Origin of the sequence: Streptomyces sp. NPDC041068 (assembly GCF_040647455.1) — a bacterium.
Lineage (GTDB): Bacteria > Actinomycetota > Actinomycetes > Streptomycetales > Streptomycetaceae > Streptomyces.
Map to the genome: position 1 here is coordinate 22,292 of NZ_JBEZCG010000018.1, position 25,079 is coordinate 47,370.

Genomic DNA, 25,079 nt, shown 5'->3' on the forward strand with positions numbered 1-25,079 from the left:
TGCGGGGTTTTCGTTCACGCTCCGCGTCGTTCTGCGTACGCTGAGGTGACATCCTCGGCGGGATGAGCCTTGCGGGACGACGCGAACGGGGGGCGGTAACGCGATGGGTTTCGGCTTCGGACAGCGGCGGGGTGGGCAACTGCCCGCCGAGTTGACCTCGTTCGTCGGGCGCGTGGATGAACTGGCACAGGTGCGGGCGGCGTTCGAGTACGCGCGGCTCGTCACGCTGGTCGGTCCCGGCGGTGTCGGCAAGAGCCGTACCGCGCTGCGGGCCGCCGCCGGGCTCGGGGAGCGGTTCCCGGACGGGGTGTGGCTGGCCGAGCTGTCCGCCTTGCGGGACCCGGAGTTGATCCCCGCCACGCTCGCCGCGGTCCTCGAACTGCCCGAGCAGTCGGGGATGGCGCCGCTGGACGCGGTCGTGGCGCATCTTCAGGGGCGACGGCTGCTGATCGTGCTCGACACCTGTGAGCATCTCGTCGACGCGTGCGCGATGCTCTCCGACATTCTGCTGCGCGAGGCCGCGGACGTGTGCGTGCTCGCCACCAGTCGGCAGCCGCTGGACGTGCCCGGGGAGCACTGCTGTTCCGTTTCGCCGCTTGCGCCGGACGATGCTGTGGAGCTTTTCGCGCAGCGGGCCGCTGCTGTTGTGCCCGGGTTCGCGGTGGGGGACGGGAATCGGGAGCAGTTGTCGGCGCTGGTCCATCGGCTCGACTGCATTCCGCTCGCGCTGGAGCTCGCCGCGGTGCGGTTGCGGGCCGTGTCGATGGAGGAGCTCGTCGCGCGGCTCGACGACCGGTTCCAGTTGCTCACCGGGGGGCGCAGGACTGCGCTTTCGCGGCATCAGACACTGCGTACCGCCATCGACTGGTCGCATGAACTGTGCACTCCCGCCGAGCAGTTGCTGTGGGCGCGGTTGTCTGTTTTCGTCGGTTCTTTTGAGCTGGCTGCCGCCGAGCAGGTCTGCGGGGGCGGTGAGTTGCCCGTGGGCGAGGTGCTTGAGCAGTTGATCGGGCTCGTCGACAAGTCCGTGGTGCAGCGGCTCGGGGAGTCCGGGAACCGCTACCGGCTGCTCGACACCCTCCGGGAGTACGGGGCCGAGCGGCTCGGTGCGGTGGAAGGGGACGGGGGCGCGGCGCTGCGGGCGCGGCACTTCGCGTACTACCGGGATCTGGGGCGGCGCTTCGAGGAGGGCTTCCTCGGTGCCGCGCAGCCGGAGCTGCACCGTGCCGTGCGGGCGGAGATCGCCGACCTGCGGGCCGCTCTGGAGTACGCGTACGAGACCGAGGGGCGGGCCGAGGAAGGGCTCCGTCTCGCGGCGCGGCTGTGGCCGCACTGGCGGGCCTCCGGGACGCTCTCCGAGGGCGGGTACTGGATCGAGAAGGGCCTGGAGCGGGTCCCCGACGACTGCTCGGCGCGGGCGTGGGGACTGCTCGGGACCGGTGTCATCGGGGTCTGGACCGCGGATCTCGCGACGGCCGTCGAGCGGATGGCGCTGGCCAGGGAGTGCGCGGCGCGGGCGGGTGACGAGCAGGTCGAGCAGTTCGCCGCGGCGTACGCCAGTGGGCTCGCGGCGCTGTGCGGCGACGAGTCGGGGCTGGACGGGCTCGTGGCGGTGCGGCGGCGGATGGTCGAGAGCGGCAACCTGCTGGGGCTGGTCGTCATGGGGTACGAGGCCGCGCTGCTGCGGGCCGTCCTCGGGGACACGGAGGGTGCCCTGGAGCTGTGCGCGCAAGGGCTTGAGCTGCTGGAAGGCACCGGGGAGCGGCAGATCTACGGGTCCACGTTGATGGCGCAGGGCCTGGTGCGGTGGCTCGCGGGCGAGCGGGCGGCGGGCGTCTCCTCGCTGTGCCGGGGGATAGAGGCGGCCGGTGAGGTCGACGAGATCCTGGTCGCCGCGATGTGCTGCCACGGTCTCGCGTGGGCGGCCGCGCAGGAGGGGCGGCAGGTGCGGGCGGCGTGGCTGTTCGGGTATGCGGAGAACGCGCGGCGGCTCGGCGGTGATCCGATCGGCATGCTGCCCTCGCTCTTCGAACAGCAGGAGGCGGCGCGGAAGTCGGTGCGGGAGGCGTTGGGCGGCAGGCAGTTCGAGCGCTGGCATGCGGTGGGGGCGCGGCTGTCGGGGCGGCAGGTGCTGGAGGCGGTGCGAGCCGATGCGGATGCGCCGGGGCGGGCGCCGGCGCAGCGGGCCGGGCGGCGGGGCGGTGATGTGCTGACGCGGCGCGAGCGGGAGGTTGCCGTTCTGGTGGCCGCGGGGTTGTCCAACCGGGAGATCGCCGAGCGGCTCGTCATCTCGAAGCGGACCGCCGATGCGCATGTCGAGCATATTTTGGCGAAGTTGGGGGTGGGGTCTCGGACGGAGATTGCGGGCGCCACGGAGATCGCTGGGGCGTGACGGGGAGTGTTTGTGGCTCGGGAGTGTCTCCGTGGCTCGGGGGTATCTCCTTGGCCGCCGCTTCGCGGCGGGTGTCTCCCACCCAGCGGCGGGTCTCTCCCACCCGCCCGCCCGCCCGTTGCCCCGCAGTGGATTTGTGCGCGTAGGAGCAAGGGAACCCCCCGGCCATGGACTCGTCCTGTGCCGGGGCTGCGGAGGCCTGCCCTCGCCGACAAGGGCAGGCTGCCGCGTCGGCCGCTCGCGGGTGCGGTGGGGCGGGCGGGGGCCTTGCCACGACAAGCCGTGGGGGAGTTGACCAGGCACTGCCGGCACTCCGCCCGCCCTTTCCGCGGCCCCAGGCGAGGCGGCGCAGAACAGAGCCTGCCCGGTGCGTCCGTCTCCCGGCATCGGTATGCGAAAGGATCGGCATACCTATGTGGGGCGGGGTACGACGCGCTCCGTATACCTAGCGGAGCGCGTGGGTCCGACCGCTTACGTCACCGGGGCCTTCGCCCGCAGCACCGTGAGGAACTCGCGCATCCAGCCGGAGTGGTCCGGCCAGGCCCGCGCCGAGACCAGGGTGCCGTCCACGACGGCCTCCGCGTCCTGGAAGGTCGCGCCCGCCGCCTGCATGTCCATCTCCAGCGCCGGGTACGCCGTGACCCTGCGCCCGCTCAGGCCGCCGATCGCCGCAGTCAGGAGCGGGCCGTGGCAGATCTGGGCGACCGGCTTGTCCGCGTCGAAGAAGGACTTGAGGATCTTGCGGAGCTCCGGGTCGTTGCGCAGGTACTCCGGGGCACGGCCGCCCGGGATCACCAGAGCGGCGTACTGGCCGGGATCCACTTCCGAGAAGGCGAGATCCGCGGGCCAGGTGTAGCCCGGCTTCTCCGTGTACGTGTCGAAGCCCGGCTCGAAGTCGTGCACCACGAACTGCAGCTTCTTGCGGGCCGGGGCGGCGATGTGGACGTCGTATCCCTCCTCGCGCAGGCGCTGGTAGGGGTAGAGGACCTCGAGCGACTCGGCGGCGTCGCCGGTCACTAACAGGATCTTGGCTGCCATCTTGCTGCGCTCCCCTCGAGTGGGTGCCGCCTCCGTCGGCCGGACCCTGGGGCCAACGTGCCTCTGCGCTGCCTCTTTGCCAAGGGGGCCGACCGGCGCGGTGACTGTGCAGAGTGTCAAAGTTCGACCCCTGCTTTTGTACACATACGGCTCATGACGGGTTCCCGGTGGGGAGCGATAGCCTTGTCCCGTGATCAGCGCGATATCCCGCGGGGGCATGGACGCCTCCGCCCTGCGCCCGGGGACCACGGAGGACATCCGTGTCCGGGCGGAACTCGCTGACGCTTCTTCGCGGTGCGGAACACCGGGCCGAGCAAGTCATCGGTCAGCGAAACCGCTGAAAATGGCGGATAACCGCCCGCCCATCTCTCACCGCGGCATAACGTCGAATCCGGCCGGAGACCCCGCGTCGCGGCGTTACGTCACATCACTTCCTTCTACGTCACGCAACGGCGCGCGACAGGAGTCAGAGGATCATGCAGACCAAGCTGGACGAAGCCAAGGCCGAGCTGCTCATGCGGGCCGCGCGGGTAGCTGAGAACAGCCCGGTCGGGGGGCGCCTACCGAGCGGTGCACCGACCGGGACGACGAGCGAGGCGACGCCGGACCAGGACATGGCTCTCGCGTTCCTCCAGCGCTACTACCTGCACACGGCTCCCGAGGACCTCGCCGACCGCGACCCGGTCGACGTCTTCGGAGCGGCCTTCTCCCACTACCGGCTGGCCGAGAACCGGCCCCAGGGAACGGCCAATGTGCGGGTGCACACCCCGACCGTCGAGGAGAACGGCTGGACCTGCAGCCACTCCGTCGTCGAGGTGGTCACCGACGACATGCCCTTCCTCGTCGACTCCGTCACGAACGAGCTGTCCCGGCAGGGGCGCGGCATCCATGTGGTGATCCACCCCCAGGTCGTCGTGCGCCGTGACCTGACCGGCAAGCTCCTGGAGGTGCTCAGCGGTGACGCCGGCGCCGAGCGGCCGCACGACGCGCTCGTCGAGTCGTGGATCCACGTCGAGATGGACCGCGAAACCGACCGCGCCGACCTGAAGCAGATCACCGCCGATCTGCTCCGGATCCTCAGCGACGTACGCGAGACCGTCGAGGACTGGGAGAAGATGCGCGATGCCGCGCTGCGCATCGCCGACGAGCTCCCCACCGAGCCCACCGCGAACGACCTGCGCGACCAGGAGGTCGAGGAGGCCCGCGAGCTGCTGCGCTGGCTCGCCGACAACCACTTCACCTTCCTGGGCTTCCGTGAGTACGACCTCATGGACGACGACTCCCTCACCGCCGTCCCCGGCACCGGCCTCGGCATCCTGCGCGCCGACCCGCAGCACGACGGCGACGACCACCACCCCGTCAGCCCGTCCTTCAACCGGCTGCCCGCCGACGCGCGCGCCAAGGCCCGTGAGCACAAGCTCCTCGTGCTGACCAAGGCCAACAGCCGGGCGACCGTCCACCGGCCGTCCTACCTCGACTACGTCGGGGTGAAGAAGTTCGATGCCGAGGGCAATGTCGTCGGTGAGCGGCGCTTCCTCGGGCTCTTCTCGTCCGCCGCGTACACCGAGTCGGTGCGGCGCGTGCCCGTCATCCGGCGCAAGGTCGCCGAGGTGCTCAAGGGCGCCGGGTTCTCCGCCAACAGCCACGACGGGCGTGACCTGCTCCAGATCCTGGAGACCTACCCGCGCGACGAGCTCTTCCAGACGCCCGCCGACGAGCTGCGGTCCATCGTGACGTCCGTCCTCTATCTGCAGGAGCGCCGCAGGCTGCGGCTCTACCTGCGCAAGGACGAGTACGGGCGCTACTACTCCGCCCTCGTCTACCTGCCGCGCGACCGCTACACCACCGGCGTCCGGCTGCGGATCATCGACATCCTCAAGGAGGAGCTGAACGGCGCGAGCGTCGACTTCACCGCCTGGAACACGGAGTCGATCCTCTCCCGTATCCACTTCGTGGTGAGGGTGCCCAAGGGCGCCGAGGTCCCCGACCTCTCCGACGCCGACATCGAGCGCATCGAGGGACGGCTCGTCGAGGCCGCCCGCTCCTGGGCCGACGGCTTCGCCGAGGCGCTGACCGCCGAGTGCGGCGAGGAGCGCGCCGCCGAGCTCCTGCGCCGGTACGCGGGCGCCTTCCCCGAGGGGTACAAGGCCGACCACACGCCGCGCGCCGCCGTCGCCGACCTCCAGCACCTGGAGCAACTGACCCACGGACACAAGGACTTCGCCCTCTCGCTGTACGAGCCGGTGGGCGCCGCCCCCGGTGAGCGCCGCTTCAAGATCTACCGCACCGGTGCGCAGGTCTCCCTCTCCGCCGTGCTGCCCGTCCTGCAGCGGCTCGGCGTCGAGGTCACCGACGAGCGCCCCTACGAGCTGCGCTGCACGGACCGTACGCACGCGTGGATCTACGACTTCGGGCTGCGCATGCCCAAGTCCCCGAACGGCAACGGCGACTACCTCGGCGACGACGGCCGCGAGCGCTTCCAGGAGGCCTTCGCCGCCGCCTGGACCGGTGCCGCCGAGGTCGACGGGTTCAACTCGCTGGTGCTTCGCGCCGGGCTCAACTGGCGTCAGGCGATGGTCCTGCGGGCCTACGCCAAGTACCTGCGCCAGGCCGGTTCGACGTTCAGCCAGGACTACATGGAGGACACCCTCCGCAACAACGTCCACACCACGCGGCTGCTCGTCTCGCTCTTCGAGGCGCGGATGTCGCCGGAGCGCCAGCGGGCCGGGACCGAGCTGATCGACGGGCTCCTCGAAGAGCTCGACGGCGCCCTCGACCAGGTGGCGTCGCTCGACGAGGACCGGATCCTGCGGTCCTTCCTCACCGTCATCAAGGCGACGCTGCGGACCAACTTCTTCCAGGAGGCGGCGGGCGGCAAGCCGCACAACTACGTCTCCATGAAGTTCGACCCGCAGGCCATCCCCGACCTGCCCGCGCCCCGTCCCGCGTACGAGATCTGGGTGTACTCGCCCCGAGTCGAGGGCGTGCACCTGCGCTTCGGCAAGGTCGCGCGCGGCGGTCTGCGCTGGTCCGACCGGAAGGAAGACTTCCGGACCGAGATCCTGGGGCTCGTGAAGGCGCAGATGGTGAAGAACACCGTCATCGTGCCCGTCGGCGCCAAGGGCGGTTTCGTCGCCAAGCAGCTGCCCGACCCGTCGGTGGACCGCGACGCGTGGCTGGCGGAGGGCGTCGCCTGCTACAAGACCTTCATCTCCGCGCTGCTCGACATCACCGACAACCTGGTGGCGGGCGAGGTCGTGCCGCCGGCCGACGTCGTGCGCCACGACGAGGACGACACGTACCTCGTCGTCGCCGCCGACAAGGGCACCGCGACCTTCTCGGACATCGCCAACAAGGTCGCCGAGGACTACAACTTCTGGCTCGGCGACGCCTTCGCCTCCGGCGGCTCCGCCGGATACGACCACAAGGGCATGGGCATCACCGCGCGCGGCGCCTGGGAGTCCGTCAAGCGGCACTTCCGTGAGCTGGGCACCGACACCCAGTCCGAGGACTTCACGGTCGTCGGCGTGGGCGACATGAGCGGCGACGTGTTCGGCAACGGCATGCTGCTCTCCGAGCACATCCGCCTGGTCGCCGCCTTCGACCACCGGCACATCTTCATCGACCCGAACCCGGACGCGGCCACCTCGTACGCCGAGCGCCGCCGCCTGTTCGAGCTGCCGCGCTCCTCCTGGGCCGACTACAACAAGGACCTGATGTCCGCGGGCGGCGGGATCTTCCCCCGCTCCGCCAAGGCGATCCAGCTCAACGCCCACATCCGCGAGGTACTCGGCATCGAGACCGGCGTCGCCAAGATGACCCCGGCCGACCTGATGAAGGCCATCCTGCAGGCGCCTGTCGACCTGCTGTGGAACGGCGGCATCGGTACGTACGTGAAGTCGTCGGCCGAGTCGAACGCGGACGTCGGCGACAAGGCCAACGACGCGATCCGCGTGGACGGCCAGGAGCTGCGCGTCAAGGTCGTCGGCGAGGGCGGCAACCTGGGTCTCACACAGCTGGGGCGCATCGAGTTCGCGCGCGCCGGTGGCCGCATCAACACCGACGCCATCGACAACAGCGCGGGCGTGGACACCTCCGACCACGAGGTGAACATCAAGATCCTGCTCAACGCGGTCGTCGCCAACGGCGACATGACGGTCAAGCAGCGCAACCTGCTGCTCGCCGAAATGACCGACGAGGTCGGCCGGTTGGTGCTGCGCAACAACTACGCGCAGAACACCGCCCTGGCCAACGCCGTCGCCCAGTCGCCGTCCCTGCTCCACGCCCACCAGCGCTTCATGCGCAGGCTCGGCAAGCAGGGCCACCTCGACCGGGGCCTGGAGTTCCTGCCGAACGACCGGCAGATCCGTGAGCTGCTCAACTCCGGGCGCGGCCTGTCGCAGCCCGAGCTCGCCGTCCTCCTCGCGTACACGAAGATCACGGCCGCGGACGAGCTGATCCAGACGACGCTGCCCGACGACCCGTACCTGCAGCGGCTCCTGCACGCGTACTTCCCCAAGGCGCTGCACGAGAAGTTCCCCGAGCAGGTCGACGGGCACGCGCTGCGCCGCGAGATCGTCACGACCATCCTCGTCAACGACACGGTGAACAGCGGCGGTTCGACCTTCCTGCACAGGCTGCGGGAGGAGACCGGCGCCTCGCTGGAGGAGATCGTGCGGGCGCAGATGGCCGCGCGTGAGATCTTCGGTCTGAGCGAGGTGTGGGACGCGGTCGAGGCGCTCGACAATGTCGTCGCCGCCGATGTGCAGACCCGCATCCGGCTCCACTCGCGCCGCCTGGTGGAGCGCGGCTCGCGCTGGCTGCTCAACAACCGGCCGCAGCCGCTGCAGCTCGCCGAGACCATCGCCTTCTTCAGCAAGGGCGTCACCGAGGTCTGGGACGAGCTGCCGCAGCTCCTTCGCGGCTCCGACCTGGAGTGGTACGAGGGCATCCGCGACGAGCTGACCGAGGCGGGCGTGCCCGAGGACCTCGCGCGCCGCGTCGCCGGGTTCTCGTCCGCCTTCCCGGCGCTCGACATCGTCGCGGTCGCCGACCGGGTGGGCAAGGAGCCGATGGCCGTCGCCGAGGTGTACTACGACCTCGCCGACCGGCTCCGCATCACCCAGCTCATGGACCGCATCATCGAGCTGCCGCGGGCCGACCGCTGGCAGTCCATGGCGCGCGCCTCGATCCGCGAGGACCTGTACGCGGCGCACGCCGCGCTCACCGCGGACGTCCTCGCCGCGGGCAACGGCGCGTCCACGCCGGAGCAGCGGTTCAAGGCGTGGGAGGAGAAGAACGCGCCGATCCTGACCCGGGCGCGGACGACGCTGGAGGAGATCCAGAGCTCGGACGCGTTCGACCTCGCGAATCTGTCCGTGGCGATGCGGACGATGCGGACGCTGCTGCGTACGCATTCGTAGTCGACGTCGCGTCGCGTCGTACGTGAACGGGGGCGCCCCGGGCCTTGCGGCTCGGGGCGCCCCCGTTCGTTCCACCGGTTCTAGCTGATCTTCCAGAGGGTCAGCTTGCCGTTCACTCCGGGGACCTTGAAGTCGTATTCGCCGGGAACCAGATTCGTGACCTCGTACATCACCAGGTTGTTGTCGGCGGTGATCATGCAGAGGCGGTCGCCGCTGTTGATCAGTTTGCGCTCGCCGAAGGAGTCGCCGGGGACGGAGGACGGGAGGGCGTCCGTCTCCGCCAGGTCGACGTACGTCGTCTCCAGGGAGCCGGGGGTGCGGATCGTGAACGGCTTGTCCTTGCCGCCCTTGGCGCCCTCGTCGTCGTTCTTGCCGAGCAGCCCGGCCGGTGTACCGACGCGGAGCGTATCGCGAGGCGATTGGTTGCCTCTGTGGCGCGGAATGGGTGATGAGATTCGCCATATGCCTTCAATTCGGGCATTTGGTCTAAGGTGGGTGAGATTGTCTGACGGAGGTACGAGATCCGTGGCGCACGGCCACGCGATCCGAAGGCGCAGGAAAGGTCGCGGGTAAGGCGATGACGGAAGCCGTTCTGCTGGTCGGCGGGCAGGGCACCCGGCTGCGGCCGGTCACCGTCCACACGCCGAAGCCGATGGTCCCCGCGGCCGGGGTGCCCTTCCTCGCGCACCAGCTCGCGCGCCTCGCGGCCGCCGGCGTCGACCACGTCGTCATGGCCACCTGCTATCTCGCCGAGGTCTTCGAACCGCACTTCGGCGACGGATCCGCGTACGGCCTGGAACTGGAGTACGTCGTCGAGGACCGGCCCCTCGGCACCGGCGGCGCCATCCGCCATGCCGCGCGGCGGCTGAGGAGCGGCGCGGACGAACCCGTACTCGTCTTCAACGGCGACATCCTCAGCGGCCTCGACATCCGCGGCCTGGTCGCCACGCACGTGGACCGCGGCGCCGACGTCACGCTCCACCTCGCCCGCGTCGACGACCCCCGCGCCTTCGGGCTCGTGCCGACCGACGCCGACGGGCGTGTGCTGGCCTTCACCGAGAAGCCGCAGACCCCCGAGGAGATCGTGACCGACCAGATCAACGCGGGCGCGTACGTCTTCCGGCGGTCCGTCATCGACGCCATCCCCGAGGGGCGCGTCGTCTCCGTGGAGAGGGAGACCTTCCCCGAGCTGCTCGCCTCCGGCGCGTATCTGCACGGGCAGGTCGAGAACACCTACTGGCTGGACCTCGGCCGCCCCGAGGCCCTCGTCCAGGCATCGGCCGATCTCGTACGCGGCGTCATCTCCTCGCCCGCGCTGCCGGGGGAGCGGGGCGAGGCGCTCGTCCTGCCCGGCGCCGAGGTCGCGGCGGACGCCAGCCTCGCCGCCGGGACCGTCGTGGGCGCCGGTGCCCGCATCGGCGCGGGGGCGGTCGTGCACGGCTCGGTCGTGCTCGACGGGGCGGTTGTCGGTGCCGGTACCGACATCAGGAAGAGCCTGGTCGGCGCGGGCGCCCGCATCGGCCGCCGCACCGTCCTGCACGGCGCGGTCGTGGGGGACGGCGCACAGGTGGGGGCCGACAACGAACTGCGGACCGGGGCGCGGGTGTGGTGCGAGGCGGTGCTGCCCGACGCGGCGCTGCGGTTCTCGCCCGACGTACCCGACGTACCCACCGGTCCCCGTACCTCCGAAGGGCAAGAGCTGTGACCGTGAACCTTCCCCAGAACGACCTCTCCGAAGAGCTTGCCGCCCGGCTGCCCGAGGCGTGGGCCGCGACCCCGCTGACCGTCGTCATGCCGACGTACAACGAAGCGGGGAACCTGCCCGGCATGGCCGAGGCCCTGATGGCGCTGCCGCTGCCCGGCCTGCGGCTCCTCGTCGTCGACGACTCCAGCCCGGACGGCACGGGGCAGATCGCCGAGCGCTTCGCCGAGCGGTACGGCAGTGCCCGCATGAGCGTCCTGCACCGCACCGAGAAGGACGGCCTCGGCCGGGCCTACGCGGCGGGCATGGCGCAGGCCGTCGCCGAGGGCGCGCACTACGTCCTGCAGATGGACGCCGACGGCAGCCACCCCGTCGAGAAGGTCGCCGAACTGCTCGGCGTCGCCCTCGCCACGGACGCGGGCGTCGTCATCGGCAGCCGGTACGTCCAGGGCGGCACCCTCTCCGACGCGTGGGGCGCGCACCGCAAGCTGCTCTCCCGCTGGGCCAACGCGTACGCGGGGACCATCCTCGGCACCCGCGTCCGCGACATCACCGGCGGCTTCAACCTGTGGCGCGCCGACGCCCTGCGCGCCATCGACCTGGCCTCCGTGGACAGCGCGGGCTACAGCTTCCAGGTCGAGATGAAGTACCGCGCGCTGCGCCGCGGCTTCGGTGTCATGGAGGTGCCGATCCACTTCGAGGACCGCACGGTCGGCGAGTCGAAGATGAACCTGATGGTGCAGCTGGAGTCGGTCGTCATGCCGTGGAAGCTGCGGCTCGACGCGAAGGCGCGCGGCCGCGGTGCCGGGGAGCGGGGCCGCGGTGCGGGGGAGCACGGTCGCGGTGCGGGGGAGCGGGGATGAGTACGCCCACCCTGCACGAGGCGCCGGCGGTCGCCGCACCGCCCGCGCCCGCACCGCCCGCGCCCCGGTTCGGCCTCGCGCGGCTGCGCAGGCTGTTCCTGGAGCTCGTGAAGTTCGGCCTGGTCGGCGGCAGCGGCGTGGCCGTGAACCTCGTCGTCTTCAACCTCCTTCTGCACGGCATGAGTTCGGGCCCCATGACGGCGACGGTCGTCGCGAGCTGTGTCGCCATGGGCACGAATTACCTGGGCTTCCGCTTCTTCGCCTACCGCGACCGGGCCTCGCGCACCAAGCGCCAGATCGCCCTCTTCTTCGTCTTCAGCGGGATCGGCGTGGCGATGGAGAGCATCCTGTTCTACGCGGCGTACCACGGCGCGGGCATGAGCGGACCGCTCGGCTCGAACATCGCCAAGGCCCTGTCGATCGTCCTGGCCTCGGCGTTCCGCTTCCTGGTCTACCGGACGTGGGTCTTCCAGCACGATGCGCGTCGCAAGTAACGCGGTCATACGGCCCCTCACCTGGGCCGCGGCCCTGCTCACCGTCGTCCTGCTCCTCCTCGTGATCGTCCGCCTGCCGTGGGCGGGCGACCTCGGCATCCACGCGGCGACGATCGAACGCCTGCGGCACGACCTCGTCGACCCGGGCAACCCGCTGGTCGACGCGGACACCCCGAGCCCGTACTACTCCCCCTGGATGGTGCTGCTCGGCGGCCTCGCGAAGGGGACGGGGCTCGGGACGTTCGTGGTGCTGAGGGGGGCCGCGGTGGTGGGCCTCTCCCTGTTGGCCACGGGCGTATGGCACTTCGTACGTACCTTCGCGCGTACGCAGAGCGCGCGCCGCGCGGCGCCGCCGCTCGCCCTGCTCTGCCTGCTCCTCCTCTGGGGCCCGCGCCTCTTCAACTGGAGCGGCTTCCTCGGCCTCAACTCCCTTGCCCTGACGATCTCCTACCCCAGTACGTTCGCGCTCGGGCTCTCCTTCCACTTCTGGGCACTGCTGAGGAAGGCGCTGCGGAGGGCGAGCGAAGACGGTGACGGCGGCGCGGGGTGGCCGGTCTTCCTGGGGCTCGGGGCGCTCTGGTCGGTCATTCTGCTGAGCCATCAATTCACCGGCGTGGTGGCGTCGTTCGGTGCGCTTGCGATGGTGGCGGGCGCACGGCCGTGGCCGTCGTGGGCGGTGTTCGTGCGGCTGGGCGGAGCCCTGGCGCTGGGATTCGCCGTCCTTGCCTCCTGGCCGTATTACTCCTTCTTCGGCCTCTTCGGCGCGGGCGGCCTGGAGGAGATCCACCGCTCGCTGTACCGGCATCTGCTGCCGCACTACGGCTTCGCGCTGATCGGCGTCCTGGCGCTGGTGCTCCGCTGGCGCAGGGACCGCCGCGACCCTCTGGTCCTCTTCTTCCTCCTCGGCGCGGCGATGTTCGCGGCGGGCGGCCTGACCGGCCACTACTCGTGGGGCAGGGTGCTGCCGGCGGCCCTGGTCCCGGCGCAGCTGGCGGCGGCGCTGGAGGTCTTCGAGCTCGGCACCCGCGGGCTGCGCCGAGCGTTCGCCGCGCTGCTGGGGGCGGCCCTGCTCCTCGGCGCGTGGACCCAGGCGGGCACACTCGGCTACGTGATCCCGCGCGACGCCCTGCCGTCGCCGGTCGCCGCGAAGTACAAGGCCCCGTGGCCGGGCTACAAGTGGCTGACCCCGCATGTCGGTTACGGCGACGTGGTGATGGCGAAGACGTTCCCGGCCCGCCAGATCCCCGCGTACGGCCCCCGCACGGTGGCCCCCGGATACCCGGACTTCTTCCTGCCGGACCAGGAGGAGCGCCTGGCGGCGACGAAGGACTACTTCGCCGAGGGAACATCCCGGGCCGAGCGCTTGTCCGTTCTGCACCGCTACGGGGTGCGGTGGATCGTGGAGTACCCGGGGGACGGCGGCCTGCGCCCCGACGACCCGGCGCTACGGAAGGTGGAGACGGGGCCGAAGGGGCAAGTGCTGTACGAGGTCGTGGGCTGATCCCGGGCAGCCTGCCCGGGTCCCGCTGTCACTCCGGCGTGAACTCGTACTGCAGCTCGTAGAGATGGCCTGCTTTGACCATGACGGTGGCTTCGATCGGGCGGTCGCCGTCGCTGTAGACGACGCGGAGAGTGCGGAGTACGGGCAGGTCGCTGGGGAGTTTCAGGGCCTGGAACTGCTCTTGGGTGGGGACTCTCGCTGATACGCGGTCCACGCTCAGCCGGGGCGGGAATCCTCGCTCGGCGAGGAGGGCCGGGGTGCCGCCCTTGATCTTCCGCTTGCCGGCGATGGCGGTGCCTTGAGCGATCCCCAACGGGTAGTAGGAGGCGACCAGTTCCACCGGCTCGCCGTCGATGGAGAGGATCTGGCGCCGGAGCAGGGCGGTCTCGTCCGCGGTGAGGTCCAGGGCGGCCGCGATGTCGGCGGGAGGCTGCGCCTCGGCCACCTCCAGCAGTGTGCTGTGCGCCTGAGTGCCGTGCTTCGTGGCCTCGGTGAGCCAGCGGTAGGGCTCGCCTGGTGGGGCCGGAGCCATGTACGAGGCAGGGCGCATGGTCCGCTGGCGGTGTTCGCGCACGGTGACCGCCGCCCCAGCCCGCCCTACGACGAGCCGCTCGTCCTTGAGTAGTTGGAGTGCCTTCTGGATGGTGGCGTTGGAGGCCTCGAACCGCTCCTTCAGCTGGTTCGTGGAAGGCAGCTTCGCGCCCGGGGCGAGGTCGCCGCTCATGATCTCGTCACGGATGTCGGCGGCGATCCGCTCGTGGAGGGAGCGCCGGTCTGTCGTGCCGTCGTCGGTCTGGGGCACAGTCATCAGATCCTGATCTCGTAGCGCAGCTGCTGCCGGTGTGCGGGCATGACCATCATGTCGACCTGGATCGGCTTGTCCTCACCGTCCAGCGTCACCCTGTTCAGCCGGAGAACCGGCTCGTCGTGCCCCAGGCGCAAGGCTTCCCGCTCATCGGAGTCGGGCATGCGGGCGGTGACGTCCTCACGGACGCGTACGCCGATGTGACCGAGCGCGGCGAGGAGCGTCACGGCGCCGCCGCGGATCTTGCCCGTCTCGGCGAGGGGTGTGCCGCGGGCGATGTCGACGGGGTAGTACGTGTCCGTCAACTCGCAGGGTTCGCCGTCGAGTTCGATGATTCGACGGCGCACGACGACCGGAGCCTCGGCGGCTACGCTGAGCAGGGCGGCGACGTCGTCCGGCGCGGGTACCTCGCCGGCGTGAGCGATACGTTGGCTGCCCTTGCCGCCTCGGGCAGCGGCCTCTTCGCCCCAGGCATCGGACTGCCCTTTCTCCCTGGGCTTCAGGTACGGCATCGAGGTGCTGACCCACGTGCTGTCGGTCACGGTGTCCTCCTGCGGGGCGGGTGGCGGCGACTTTGCCGCTTTACACGTTAAGCGAATCACACGGGGTGGCCACCTTGGCCTAACCTTGCTGCTTTTTGTAAATAGCGATACGTTCCTCGCGATCGTACAGCCCAGGAACGAGGCGGTGGTTCACCGTGCCCCTGTCACGGCAACGACGATTTCCCCGCGCTCACAGATCTGTGGGTGCCGCGCGCTCCTTTGCCGTCGAGACACTCACGGAGTGGGGCATCACCGATCGGCTGGACGACATACGGGTCTGTGTCTCCGAACTCGCGACCAATGCTGTGCTGCACGGTGTTCCGCCGGGACGGGACTTCTGCCTGCGGCTTCTCGCCGATGGGCCAGTCGTCCGTATCGAGGTGCGTGACAGTGGGGGCGGGTTTCCTGAGGTGCCGAGTCGGGACGCCGATGAGGAGGGCGGCCGGGGGCTCCTTCTCGCGATGGCCTTGGGGGACGACTTCGGTGTTGTGGCTCATATCCCCGGCAAGACCGTTTGGTTGGTCTTCAAGACGGGCCCGGTCGACGGGCGGGCGAGGCAGGGCTAGGAGCTTGCTGGCGGCACGGGTGCGTGAGCGTGGCGGGCGGTGCCGGGCGTGTGACGGCTGGGCCGGGTGGGCGGGGGGTGGTGGGTGGGTCCGCAGGGCGCGTGGTGGTGAGGGCGTTGCGATGGGGGCGCTTCGGTCTATTGCGTCAGTGGCGGCGGCTGGCCGGGCAGTGGCTGTGGGCGTGACGACCGAACTGGGTGGGCGGGGGTGGTGGGTGGGTCCGCGGGGTGCTTGGGGAACTCAGGGCGGCCGCCCCGTGAGGTGGCCGCCCCGTCCGTTCAGCGGGCCAGGCTTGATGCCAGGCGGGCCGCCTTGCGGAGCTTCGTGCCCGCCTTTGCTCCTGCCTTGCGGGCCAAGGGGCGTATGACCTTCGACGTCACGCCCACCGGGGTCCAGCGGAGTTGGAGGCGGCCCGAGGCTCGGCCCTCCGGTTCCACCGTGACCTCGTGCGGGAGCGCGCCGCCCCGGTAGTCCACCCGAGCCGTGAGGGTCGGGAAGGTCAGAGGGGCCAGGAGCAGGGACGTGTTGCGGAGCCCGCCTTGCGTCAGTTGCAGGACCGGGTGGCGGGCGCCCTCGAAGCCGTTCAGGGGGAGCGGGGCCGCCGTCAGGTCCAGGCGGGCGCTGCCCTCGAAGACGCCGGGGCGCACCGGGTCCAGGCGGAACGGGACCTTCATGCGGCGGCGGCCGGGGGCAAGGAGGAGCGTGGCCACCTGCGGGCCCACCGGCAGCCGCAGGCCCGGGTCGTACGTGCGGATCGTGAGGTCCACCGACGCTCCCGGGCCCCGCTCCACCCGCGTGATCTCGTGGCGGAACTGCGCGCTCGGGAAGGGGCGGGAGTCCAACCCCTGGTCCGTCAGGTCGAGTTCCGTGCGGGACGAGACCGTTTCCGGGACCCGCGCGCCCCAGTACACGTGGCCCGAGGAGCCCACCGACGTCTCGCGCGGTGCGACACCGTGGCCAAGGCCCCGCGCCGCCAACTGCGCCTCGGCCAGGCGCCCGTCGCGTACCAGTTGGATGACCACGCGTTCGGCGCGGGGGAGGCGGGCGTACGCGCCCGGAGACAGCCGCGCCAGGTACGGGTTCACGATGTCCGCGAAGCCCGACAGCCACTCCTCGTCGCGGAAGGGGAGATCGCCCGCGTACATGCGGAAGTCGTGCTTGAGGAACTTGTAGTCCTTGGCCTCCCGGACGTCCGCGTGGCCGCTCGACTCCAGGAACTCGTCGATCAGGCCCTGGACGTGAATGCGGTCGCGGACGTTCGTCAGCTTGTGCCGCTGGTTCGAGATCGACGCCGACTCGGCCGCCTCGTAGGGGGCGATGTACCAGCGGTACACCGGCTCCGGGATCACCGTGAACGACTTCGCCAGGCAGTACGCCTGCGCCGAGAACAGCTGGTCCTCGTAGTGGATTCCCTCCGGGAAGCGGAGGTTGTTCCTGTCCAGGAACTCGCGACGGTACATCTTGCTTGTCGAGAGATGCTCGAAGAACAGGGCCGGTTCCGACGCAATGCCCTCCACCGTGCGGCGCTCCGCCACCAGATGCGGCATCCACGTCGACGTACGGCCCGTGTCCACCCGGACCCGCTCCACCGCTCCCATCGCGAAGTCCACGTCTCGCTCCCGGTGTGCGGTGAGGAGCAACTCCACCGCCCGCTCCGGGAGTTCGTCGTCGCTGTCCAGGAACATCAGGAACGGGGCCCGCGCGATGTCGAGCGCGCGGTTGCGCGGCGCGCTGCAGCCGCCGCTGTTCTCCGGCAGGCGGAGGTAGGAGACGCGCTCGTCCTGCGCCGCCAACTGCCGGGCCACCTCGGGGGTGTTGTCCGTCGAGTGGTCGTCGCTGATGATGATCTCGATGTTCGCGTGCGTCTGGCGCCGCAGCGAGGCCACCGCGCGCGGAAGCCGCTCCGCGTCGTTGTAGACGATCACCGTGACGGTGACGTCGGGCGTGGTCACGCCCCCAGAGGTGGTCGTCATCGGGTCGCCTCCTCGGGCGTCGGGGCCGGGGTGCGCTCGTCGACCGGGGTCACGGGCGGCAGGGACTCCTCGCTCTCGCCGAGGAAGACGCGGCGCACGACCCGCTCGGCGGCGCGCCCGTCGTCGTACTCGCAGAAGCGGTGGCGGAACACCTTGCGCGCCTTGGCCGACTCCTCGTCGCGCCAGGCGCCCGAGGTGAACAGCGACGTCAACTCCTCCTGCGTGCGCGCCACATGCCCCGGCGCCTCCGCCATCAGGTCGAAGTAGACGCCGCGCGTCTTCGCGTACGTCTCCCAGTCGTCGGCGTAGATGACGATCGGCCGGTCGAGGTTGGCGTAGTCGAACATGATCGACGAGTAGTCCGTGATCATCGCGTCCGCCGCGAGCGACAGCTCCTCCACCGGGTCGTACGACGAGACGTCGATGACGCGGCCGCTCTTGCGCAGGCCGGCCAGCGGCGAGGCCGCACCGCCGTAGAAGTAGTGGCCGCGGACGAGCAGCACCGTGTCCTCGCCGAGGCGCTCGGCGAGCGTCGCCAGGTCAAGGCGCGGAGTCCAGGCCGCCTCGTAGTCGCGGTGGGTGGGCGCGTACAGGATCGCCCGCTTGCCCGGCGCGATGCCGAGCCGCTCGCGGATCGCCCGGATGTCGGCCGCCGTCGCGCCGTAGAAGACGTCGTTGCGCGGATAGCCGTAGTCGAGGGAGGTGTAGTGCGAGGGGTACGCGCGCTCCCACATCTCCGTGGAGTGGCCGTTCGCCGAGACGCTGTAGTCCCACCGGTCCACGCGTGCGAGCAGGCTGTGGAAGTTCAGGCCCTTGGCGGCGGCCGGGTAGTCGAGCTGGTCCAGGCCCATGCGCTTGAGCGGCGTGCCGTGGTGCGTCTGGAGGTGGATCGCGTCCGGGCGCTTGACGATCGCGTTGGGGAAGTTGGCGTTGTTCACCAGGTACTTGGCGCGGGCCATCACCTCCCAGTAGCGGCGCGTGCCGGGCACCACGTGGTCCGTGCCGGGCGGAAGGAGCGGCACGTTCGCTGCCGAGACGACCCACACCGGGTGGATGTGCGGGGCGAGTTCGCCGAGCTTCGCCGCGATGGCCGCGGGGTTGCAGGCCACGCCCCGGTCCCAATAGGCCGTGAAGACCGCGAGGTTGGGGTCGACGGGCCGTTCAAGGGCCCTGCGGTAGCGCAGGTCGCGTACCTTCACGCCCACCTTGTGCTTGCGCGAGACGACGGCCGACCTGAGCTTGCGCCGCTGCTGGTTGGCGGTCTGGAACGTGCGGTACTTGGTGTACGCGTCCTCTTCGAGGATGCGGCGCCGCACGCCCTCAAGGCCGCCGGGGTGCTGGTGCCCCTTGGGCCGCCAGGCGACGGCGGCCTTCGACGCGCGGTGGAAGAACTCCTTGCGCACCGCGTCGGGCAGCTTCTCGCGGGCGACGACGCGCAGGCAGTCGCCGACCATCACGTCGTAGAGCGCGGCGCGGGGCGCCGTCGGCAGACCGAGGTCGGAGGCGAGGCGCAGCAGCGATTCGTAGCGCTCGATGACGCCGTACCGCTCCTCGGGCGCACCCTTGGGGAGGCTCTCCGCGCGCAACTCTCTTACGTTCAGGGCAACTTGGTCGAGCGTCGCGAGCCGACCTGCGGCGAGCAGCGCGGCGTACGCGGCGAACGTCTCGTCGTCCACGGCCAGTTCGGCGCGGTGGGCGCGCCAGAAGTCGGCGAGCAGCACGCGGGTGCCGAGCAGGGGCGTGACCTTCATCAGGTCGGGGCAGTCCGCGAGCGGCAGGTCGCGGCGGCCCTGCTTGGCCAGGTGCTTCCCGTCCGGGCTCGGCATGCCCTGGTGCCGCCACGTCGAGCGGACGTGGTCCACGACGAGGACGTCGACGCCGTCCGGCAACTCGGCGGCGCGGTCCGCGACGGCGCGCGGCGCGCCCGTGGGCACGCCGTCCTTGCTGTGCACGAAGTGCAGCCACCGGCCGCCCGCGCGCTCGGCGCCCGCGGCCCGTGCCGCGCCGTCCCCCGTGCCCTCGGGCAGCGGGACGACGGTGACGCCGCTCCTGTTCGCCGCGGCGGCCTGCGCGGAGGCGCCCACCGCCGCGACGATCACCTCGACGCCGGGCGAGGACTGCGCGGTGAGCTCGTCCAGGCAGGCGCCGAGGTGGCCCTGGACGTTGCGGCCGTACACGACGACGCTCAGCTCGCTCGCCGCGGTGACGTCCGCCGCGGTGACGCTCGGCTCGGGCATGGCAGTGCCCCCCTCTTGTGTGCTCATGCGGTGGCCGTTCCTCGGTGGGCGAGCATCCGGTCGACCACGCGGCGCGCGGCCTGCCCGTCGTCCAGGTCGCAGAACTCGGCGCGGAACTCGTCGTACGCCTTCTGGTACGGCTCACTCGTCGCGTCGAGGTCCTTCAGCGCGGCGATCAGCTCGTCGGACGTGGGGAGCAGCGGGCCCGGCGCGCGCTTCTCGAAGTCGAAGTAGAAGCCGCGCAGCCGGTCGCGGTAGTGCTCCAGGTCGTACGTGAAGAACAGCATCGGACGGCCCGTGACGGCGAAGTCGAACATCACCGAGGAGTAGTCGGTGATCATGACGTCCGCGATCAGGAGCAGGTCCATGATGTCCGGGTAGCTCGCGACGTCCCACACGAAGCCGTCGCCCGCGCCCGGCACGGGCTCCACGATGTGGGCGTGCGGCCGCACGAGCAGGACGTGGTCCTCGCCCAGCTCCTCGCGCGCCTTCGCCAGGTCCAGGCGCAGGTCGAGCAGGAAGCCGCCGCGGTGGCGCTGCTTGTCCTCGCGCCAGGTCGGGGCGTACAGGACGACCTTCTTGCCCTCGGGCAGGCCGAGGGCGCGGCGCACCTTCTCCGCGCGCTTGGCGCGGTCGGGGGCGAGCAGCACGTCGTTGCGCGGGTAGCCGGCCTCAAGGAGCTCGCCGTCCACGTCGCCGCCGAACCGGAAGGCGCTGCGCATGATCGGCGTACTGAACTTGTTCGGCGAGAGCAGCATCGTCCACTGGTGGCGCTCGCGGTCCAGGTCCTGGAGGTACTGCGTGCTCGCGAAGTGGTCGTTGTCGAAGTCGAAGCCGATCCGCTTGAGCGGGGTGCCGTGCCAGGTCTGGATGATCTGCTGGCCCTCGCGCCGTTCCAGCCAGCGCGGGAAGTGCGTGTTGCCGACGATGTAGCGGGAGCGGGCCATCGCCTCGTAGTACTCGGGGCTGTGCACGCGCACCGCCTTCGCGGTGGCGGGCACCTCGCACTGGCCGTCCTTGACGACCCACAGGTGCTCCAGGGGCAGGCCGCGGCGGACCATCTCCTCGTGGACGGCGCGCGGGGAGTCGCCGTACATGCGGCCGCCGAAGACGTCGTACAGGACGGCCTCGCGCAGCGGCTCGTGGCGGGCGGCCGGGTAGGCCTCGGTGCGCAGGCGGGTCTGGCGGTAGCGGCTGCGCTCGTCGGGGCGCAGCTCGGAGTGGGCCATCAGGGCCAGCTGGTCGTACTGGCGGGCCTGCAGCTCGACGCGCTTGCCGTGCGCCTCGACCTCCAGGGGGAGGTTGCCGTGGACGGGCGGGGCGAGCTGGACGGCGGTGCGGGAGCCGTCGGGCTTCTGGATGGAGGGCCACCAGAATCCGGCGCGCAGCGGCGTCTCGCCCGCGTAGCGGTGGGTGGGGGCGGGCACGAAGTTCGCCTCGAAGCGGCCGTCGTGCGCCTTCGCGGGGAACGTGTACTCGTGGCCCGACCAGGTCTGGCGAAGGACCAGTTCGAGGTCGTGGGTGCCGCCCGCCGGGTAGCTGCCGGTGAGCGTGACGGTGCCGTCGGGGTGGACGGAGACGTGGTCGACCAGCGGCTGCACGGGCTGGTCGCACAGCTGGAGGTAGCCGCCGGGGCTGCGCCGGGCGTAGACCGTGCGACCGGCGTCCTCCTGCGCGAACTGGGCGCCGGAGAAGCCCTCGCGGTCGTCCAGGATCAGGGCGAGGCGGGTCGACTTGGGCTCGGCGCCGGAGGAGTCGACGACCTCGACGGACATGTCCCAGCGGGCGATGGACCGCTCGGCCTGCGTCGGGCGCAGCCGCTCGTGGTCCTCGCGGACCTCGGTCAGCTCCGCCGTGGCGACCCGCGCCGTGAACGGGACGCGGCCCTCCTCGGGGGCGCCCAGGTCCAGCGGGACGTTGAGGAGCGTGCCGGACTCGCGGTGGCGCATGCGCAGGCGGGGCTCGCCGTCGGGCGCCGTGCGCAGGACGCCGCGTACGACGAGGTGGGCGCCCTCGGCGCGGACCTCGAGGGCACGGGCGTGCGCGGTCTCGACGCGGATGGCCAGCTCGCCGTCCTGGATCTGCGGGGCCACGCGGACGTCCTGGGTGACCCAGTGCGCGGGCGGGGTCTGGCCGGAGCCCGTGCCCGCGCCGTACAGCGGGCCGCGGCGCGGCGTCGAGCCGGTGCCGGCCACGGCGACCCGCACGTACCACAGACCGTCGACCCACTTGCCGCGGTGGCGCAGGCGCGAGGGGTTCACCAGGGCGCCGAAGCCGGCCCAGTCGGCGTGCTTGAACTCGGCGCCGGAGGCGACCGTCGCCTCCGGGTCCAGATGGCTGCGGGCGGGCACGAGGACCGTGCGGCGGCTGCCCTTCTCCTTGAGGATCAGCGACTTCAGCGCCTTGCTCCGCGACTCGGCGCCGAGCTGGCGAGCGAAGGCCCAGCCGGACAGCCACAGCTTGTCGTCGTGCCAGGTGGCCTCGTCGAGGCGGCTGCGCAGGCGCAGCTCCGGGTCCAGGCGCAGGACCGCGTCCGGGACGGGGACGGTCGGGTCGAGGAAGGGGTAGTCCGCCTTCGGGTGCAGCGTGCCGGTCACGGGGATCGAGCCGGGGTGCTCCTTCTCGAACTCCAGCTGGCCGATCAGCTCGTCCAGGCGCCGGTGCACGGTCAGGTACAGCTTCAGCTTGTGCGGCACGTGCAGCGCGCGGACCGCGTCCTGGCCGATCTCGCGGACCAGGCGGCCCACGTGCTCCAGGAAGGCCTCCTGGTACGCGGCGTCCGAGCCCGGCAGGACCCGCCAGAAGAGCGGGATCTCCTCGGCGAGGGCGTTGTTGTCGTAGACCTTCAGGTGCTCGGCGTACATCGGGTCGTCGTCGATGTGGTCGAGCATGAACTCGCGGACCATGCGGATCGACTTCACGCGGTCGATCAGGCCCTGCGGGTTGGTGCGGTTCTGCGTGATCGAGCGCTCGCCGATCTCGCGCTCGCGCCAGTTGTAGATCGGCTCGCTCAGGACGTCGACGGACTCGGCGAGGTAGTGCGCGGGGACGCTGACGGGGGCGTCCTCGTAGAGCATCGCCTCGGGGTAGGCGAGCTGGTGCTTCTCCCAGAAGGAGCGGCGGTAGACCTTGTTCCACGCGGTGCGGTCGGTCAGCAGCGGGCGGAACTTCGAGACGTGCGTACGCAGCCGGGTCGCCGCGAAGGGCACGCGGTGCACGGGCGACTGGACGTGCCCGGCGGAGCGGAAGCGGGTCACGTTGCCCGCCACGAAGTCGGAGCCGGTCTCGTCGAGCGTCTCGATCATCAGCGCGTACGCCGTGGTCGGCAGGGTGTCGTCGCTGTCCACGAACGCGAGGTACTCGCTGTCGGGGGACATCTCCCGCACACCGGTGTTGCGCGCCGCGCCCAGGCCCTTGTTCTCCTGGGATATCAGGCGGAACCGCGGGTCGGCCGCCGCGAAGGTCTCGGCGATGGCAGCACTGCCGTCCGTCGACCCGTCGTCGACCATGATCACTTCGAAGTCCTGGTACGTCTGTGCGGCCAGGGACTCCAGGCACTCGTCGAGGTAGAGCTCGACGTTGTAGACGGGGACGACAACACTCAGCCGTGGCTGCACGCGTACTCCTTCTGTTGCTAAACGCTCCCATAGTGTAAGGATCTGCGTATTGATGCGACAAAAGGGATACAGCCTCGTGGGTGCTCAGGGGCGGAGCCCGAGGTCAGCCTGGTGCTCAGGGGTGGAGCCCCGAGGTCAGCCTGGTGCTCAGGGGGGGAGCCCCGAGGTCAGCCCTTGCCTCCCGTGAAGCGCTCGTACTCCTTCATCACGTCCTCGGTGGCGCCGTCCATCCGCAGCTCGCCGCGCTCCAGCCACAGCACGCGGTCGCAGGTGTCGCGGATCGACTTGTTGTTGTGGCTGACCAGGAAGACCGTGCCCGCGCGCTTGCGCAGCTCCCGGATGCGGGCCTCGGAGCGCTTCTGGAAGGAGCGGTCGCCGGTGGCCAGGGCCTCGTCGATGAGCAGCACGTCGTGGTCCTTGGCGGCGGCGATGGAGAAGCGCAGGCGGGCGGCCATGCCGGAGGAGTAGGTCCGCATCGGGAGCGTGATGAAGTCGCCCTTCTCGTTGATGCCGGAGAACTCGACGATGTCGTCGTAGCGCTCCTGGACCTGCTCGCGGCTCATGCCCATCGCGAGACCGCCGAGGCGTACGTTGCGCTCGCCCGTCAGGTCGTTCATCATCGCCGCGTTCACGCCGAGCAGGGACGGCTGACCGTCGGTGAAGATGCGGCCGCTCTCGACGGGCAGGAGCCCCGCGACGGCCTTGAGCAGCGTCGACTTCCCGGAGCCGTTCGTGCCGATCAGGCCGATGGCCTCGCCCTTGTACGCGGTGAACGACACCTTCTTGACGGCGTGCACCTTGCGTACGCCCGACCGTGCCTCGGCCTTCTTGCGGCCCCCGAGGATGCGGTTGAGGGCGGCGGTGGCGGTGCCCCGGCCCGCGCCGGTGCCGTGTACGCGGTAGACGATGTCGACCTGGTCGACGATGACGGTGGGGGCGAGTGCCTGCGCCTGCGCGGGCACCTTCGCGGTGGGGGTCGTCTCGGTCTCAGCCACGGCCGTACGTCTCCTCTGCCTTCCAGAAGTAGATGAACCCGCCGATCCCGGCGAGCAGCGCCCAGCCCAGGGCCCAGGCCCACACGTGGTGCGGGAGCTGGTCCGCGTGGAAGCTGTCGATCAGCGCGAACCGCATCAGGTCGATGTAGACGGCGGCCGGATTGCACTCCAGGAGGACCTGCACGGCGTGCGGCAGGTGCTGGTCCTTGAGGACCGCGTCGATGCTCCACATCACCCCGGACACGTACATCCAGGTGCGCAGCACGAACGGCATCAGCTGCGCGATGTCCGGGGTCTTGCTGCCGAGCCGCGCCATGACCAGCGCGAGGCCGGTGTTGAACGTGAACTGCAGCGCGAGGACCGGGGCCACCAGGAGCCAGGACGCCGTCGGCGGGACGCCGAAGCAGAGCAGGATCACGAGCAGTGCGGCCATCGAGAAGAGCAGCTGCTGCAGCTGCTGCAGGCAGTACGAGATGGGCAGCGAGGCCCGGGGGAAGTGCAGGGCGCGGACCAGGCCGAGGCTGCCGGAGATGGCGCGGGTGCCGGCCATCACGGACTGCTGCGTGAAGGTGAAGACGAAGACGCCGGTGACCAGGAACGGGACGTAATCCTCGACGTCCCGCTTGGTGTTCATCAGGACGCCGAAGATGAAGTAATAGACCGCCGCGTTCAGCAGCGGCGTCATCACCTGCCAGACCTGGCCGAGCTTCGCCTGGCTGTACTGCGCCGTCAGCTTGGCGGTCGCGAAGGCGGTGATGAAGTGGCGGCGCTGCCACAGCTGCCGGACGTAGGCGGGCAGGGAGGGGCGGGCGCCGCTGACGGACAGGCCGTACCGGGCGGCGAGTTCGGCCGGGGGTACGGCCGGGGCGGCAGGGGATGCCTGGTGGGGCGGTGCGTCGTCGAGGACCTGGCTCACGTCCGTTGCTTTCGC

15 protein-coding genes are annotated in these 25,079 nt (G+C 70.7%); 7 read left to right on the forward strand and 8 right to left on the reverse strand.

Annotation, left to right across the window (positions count from 1 at the left end; all coding sequences use genetic code 11):
• The first annotated feature begins 103 nt into the window (after nucleotides 1-103).
• A complete protein-coding gene (locus AB0B50_RS34440; protein ID WP_362339758.1) occupies nucleotides 104-2,392 on the forward strand; it encodes a LuxR C-terminal-related transcriptional regulator in 2,289 nt (762 codons plus the stop codon).
• Between the two features lie 471 nt (nucleotides 2,393-2,863).
• On the opposite strand, the gene AB0B50_RS34445 is transcribed toward AB0B50_RS34440, so the two are convergent.
• Nucleotides 2,864-3,430 carry a DJ-1/PfpI family protein gene (locus AB0B50_RS34445; RefSeq protein ID WP_362339759.1) on the reverse strand — a complete coding sequence of 189 codons (567 nt, stop codon included), beginning with the start codon at nucleotides 3,428-3,430 and terminating at the stop codon, nucleotides 2,864-2,866.
• 476 nt (nucleotides 3,431-3,906) lie between these two features.
• On the opposite strand from AB0B50_RS34445, the gene AB0B50_RS34450 reads away from it, so the two are divergent.
• The 5 genes from AB0B50_RS34450 to AB0B50_RS34470 all read left to right on the forward strand — a co-directional run bounded on the left by AB0B50_RS34450 (nucleotide 3,907) and on the right by AB0B50_RS34470 (nucleotide 13,413).
• Nucleotides 3,907-8,853 carry an NAD-glutamate dehydrogenase gene (locus AB0B50_RS34450; RefSeq protein ID WP_362339760.1) on the forward strand — a complete coding sequence of 1,649 codons (4,947 nt, stop codon included), beginning with the start codon at nucleotides 3,907-3,909 and terminating at the stop codon, nucleotides 8,851-8,853.
• 577 nt (nucleotides 8,854-9,430) lie between these two features.
• Nucleotides 9,431-10,558 (forward strand): NDP-sugar synthase, encoded by a 1,128-nt coding sequence (locus tag AB0B50_RS34455; protein WP_362339761.1) that lies wholly within the window; start codon nucleotides 9,431-9,433, stop codon nucleotides 10,556-10,558.
• Nucleotides 10,559-10,644: 86 nt separating this feature from the next.
• The gene (locus AB0B50_RS34460) at nucleotides 10,645-11,418 is read left to right on the forward strand and encodes a polyprenol monophosphomannose synthase (RefSeq protein WP_362339914.1); all 774 of its coding nucleotides are present in this window, start codon (nucleotides 10,645-10,647) and stop codon (nucleotides 11,416-11,418) included.
• Complete coding sequence (locus AB0B50_RS34465) at nucleotides 11,415-11,912, forward strand: GtrA family protein (protein WP_362339762.1); 498 nt, start codon at nucleotides 11,415-11,417, stop codon at nucleotides 11,910-11,912. Before AB0B50_RS34460 ends, AB0B50_RS34465 begins: the two co-directional genes overlap by 4 nt.
• Nucleotides 11,896-13,413 carry a hypothetical protein gene (locus AB0B50_RS34470; protein ID WP_362339763.1) on the forward strand — a complete coding sequence of 506 codons (1,518 nt, stop codon included), beginning with the start codon at nucleotides 11,896-11,898 and terminating at the stop codon, nucleotides 13,411-13,413. The genes AB0B50_RS34465 and AB0B50_RS34470 overlap by 17 nt, the downstream gene beginning before the upstream one ends.
• 28 nt (nucleotides 13,414-13,441) lie before the next feature.
• On the opposite strand, the gene AB0B50_RS34475 is transcribed toward AB0B50_RS34470, so the two are convergent.
• Together AB0B50_RS34475 and AB0B50_RS34480 are read right to left on the reverse strand one after the other, a co-directional pair.
• A complete protein-coding gene (locus AB0B50_RS34475) occupies nucleotides 13,442-14,221 on the reverse strand; it encodes a GntR family transcriptional regulator (RefSeq protein WP_362339764.1) in 780 nt (259 codons plus the stop codon).
• Nucleotides 14,221-14,760, reverse strand: coding sequence for a UTRA domain-containing protein (locus tag AB0B50_RS34480; protein WP_362339765.1), 540 nt, complete (start codon nucleotides 14,758-14,760; stop codon nucleotides 14,221-14,223). The genes AB0B50_RS34475 and AB0B50_RS34480 overlap by 1 nt, the downstream gene beginning before the upstream one ends.
• A gap of 155 nt (nucleotides 14,761-14,915) precedes the next feature.
• Between AB0B50_RS34480 and AB0B50_RS34485 the strand changes: the two genes are divergently transcribed.
• Complete coding sequence (locus tag AB0B50_RS34485; protein ID WP_362339766.1) at nucleotides 14,916-15,326, forward strand: ATP-binding protein; 411 nt, start codon at nucleotides 14,916-14,918, stop codon at nucleotides 15,324-15,326.
• 278 nt (nucleotides 15,327-15,604) lie between these two features.
• Here the strand turns inward: AB0B50_RS34485 and AB0B50_RS34490 are convergent, their stop codons facing one another.
• From AB0B50_RS34490 to AB0B50_RS34510, 5 genes are all read right to left on the reverse strand, one after another.
• A complete protein-coding gene (locus AB0B50_RS34490; RefSeq protein WP_362339767.1) occupies nucleotides 15,605-17,299 on the reverse strand; it encodes a glycosyltransferase family 2 protein in 1,695 nt (564 codons plus the stop codon).
• Nucleotides 17,296-19,536, reverse strand: a complete 2,241-nt coding sequence (locus tag AB0B50_RS34495; RefSeq protein WP_362339915.1) for a CDP-glycerol glycerophosphotransferase family protein — start codon at nucleotides 19,534-19,536, stop codon at nucleotides 17,296-17,298. Before AB0B50_RS34495 ends, AB0B50_RS34490 begins: the two co-directional genes overlap by 4 nt.
• 23 nt (nucleotides 19,537-19,559) lie before the next feature.
• The gene (locus AB0B50_RS34500) at nucleotides 19,560-23,153 is read right to left on the reverse strand and encodes a bifunctional glycosyltransferase family 2 protein/CDP-glycerol:glycerophosphate glycerophosphotransferase (protein ID WP_362339768.1); all 3,594 of its coding nucleotides are present in this window, start codon (nucleotides 23,151-23,153) and stop codon (nucleotides 19,560-19,562) included.
• A gap of 167 nt (nucleotides 23,154-23,320) precedes the next feature.
• On the reverse strand, nucleotides 23,321-24,148 hold the full coding sequence (locus tag AB0B50_RS34505; protein ID WP_362339769.1) for an ABC transporter ATP-binding protein: 828 nt from the start codon (nucleotides 24,146-24,148) through the stop codon (nucleotides 23,321-23,323).
• On the reverse strand, nucleotides 24,141-25,064 hold the full coding sequence (locus AB0B50_RS34510; protein ID WP_362339770.1) for an ABC transporter permease: 924 nt from the start codon (nucleotides 25,062-25,064) through the stop codon (nucleotides 24,141-24,143). Before AB0B50_RS34510 ends, AB0B50_RS34505 begins: the two co-directional genes overlap by 8 nt.
• Nucleotides 25,065-25,079: the final 15 nt, after the last annotated feature.